Origin of the sequence: Candidatus Schmidhempelia bombi str. Bimp, from assembly GCF_000471645.3 — a bacterium.
Lineage (GTDB): Bacteria > Pseudomonadota > Gammaproteobacteria > Enterobacterales > Orbaceae > Utexia > Utexia bombi.
In genome coordinates this window covers 1-1083 of record NZ_AWGA01000123.1, presented here as the reverse complement: position 1 = coordinate 1083, position 1083 = coordinate 1, and the positions used below count along the sequence as shown (strand labels likewise).

General features: G+C 42.8%; 1 protein-coding gene and 1 pseudogene. Both read right to left on the bottom strand.

Going from position 1 to position 1083, the window contains the following annotated elements:
• Window positions 1–397: 397 nt before the first annotated feature.
• Window positions 398–649 (bottom strand): hypothetical protein, encoded by a 252-nt coding sequence (locus tag O970_RS09420; RefSeq protein ID WP_133459444.1) that lies wholly within the window; start codon window positions 647–649, stop codon window positions 398–400.
• Window positions 650–654: 5 nt separating this feature from the next.
• Window positions 655–1083 (bottom strand): annotated as a pseudogene (locus O970_RS10025) (hypothetical protein); the annotation flags it as partial.

Here is a 1083-nt window from a genome sequence, read left to right as displayed (position 1 = left end):
GAACTAAGCTGACCATCTTTTCCTTGTAGATGAGAAACGGTTTTTGACGCTGTTGTCTTTGTCTTTTGCTGCTGGGAGATTATCTAATGTTAATGGGAATTGAGTCCAATAACGGATGTCTGAACTGAGCGCGCCGTCTTTTCCTTGTAGATGAGAAACGGTTTTTGACGCTATCCAGTACAGCCGGGATAGGTAGCTTGATAATGCGCAATCAGATTGGCTTTGTCTTGCTTGGTTAAACGGTGTTGGTTTGTTTTCGTATCAAAAGCAATGTGGGAAAGCGCTGAGTAGGTTAATGTATATTGGGGATAGATATTAACGTAATAGTGGCTTGGATTACTAATAAATGTTATCCCTAATCCCGCCCGAAGAAAGCCAGCTGTTTTGTGCGCTTGAATTAACCGTGCCTAACGTAATAGTGGCTTGGATTACCGATAAATGTTATCCCTAATCCTGCCCGTAGAAAGCCAGCTGGTTTGTGCGCTTGAATTAATTGTGCTTGTTTTTCAACTAAAATAACTGTTTTTTCATTGTCTGGTAATCGGTCGGCTAATGCTTGGCTTTGATTGATAAATGCCGGTAAATCATCACAAGTAAAGAGTTCAATATGGGCTAGTTGTGGTAATTGGCTCTCTGAGGCACGTTTCATATTGGCTAAAGGGGGCTCTTTGGGCTCGTCAAAACGTTGGCTTTGGCTGAAATGGTGTCCAAACGTTGGCTTTGGCTGACATGGTGTCCAATATAGCCAATAAAGTCGCCTTTGTTGATGGGGATAGGCGCTTTTAATACCACCACTTTGTCTAACTTTTCTGGTTTGAGATGGGTTAAGGTTAAGGTGGTTAATTTGACATAGCCTTTATGAGGGGCATTATCATTGCCATTTTCAGCCATTAGTAGAGCGGGAACGTCAACATGGCTAATTTTTCGGATTTTAGCGTAACCATTTTCTTGTCCGTCAAAGTCAAAGCTTGCCGTTTTGGGTAAGTATGTGAGCGTTTGCGTTTCGTTGGCGGTGGCATATATTGCAATGCCTTTTACGGCGACTTCGGGTTTGCCCAGCTTGTCATTATCTTCGCGGCAGAT

What these genes read in the sequence shown, in the direction of transcription:
- O970_RS09420 (WP_133459444.1), bottom strand. Translation starts at nt 649, where the DNA reads ATGAAACGTGCCTCAGAGAGCCAATTACCACAACTAGCCCATATTGAA.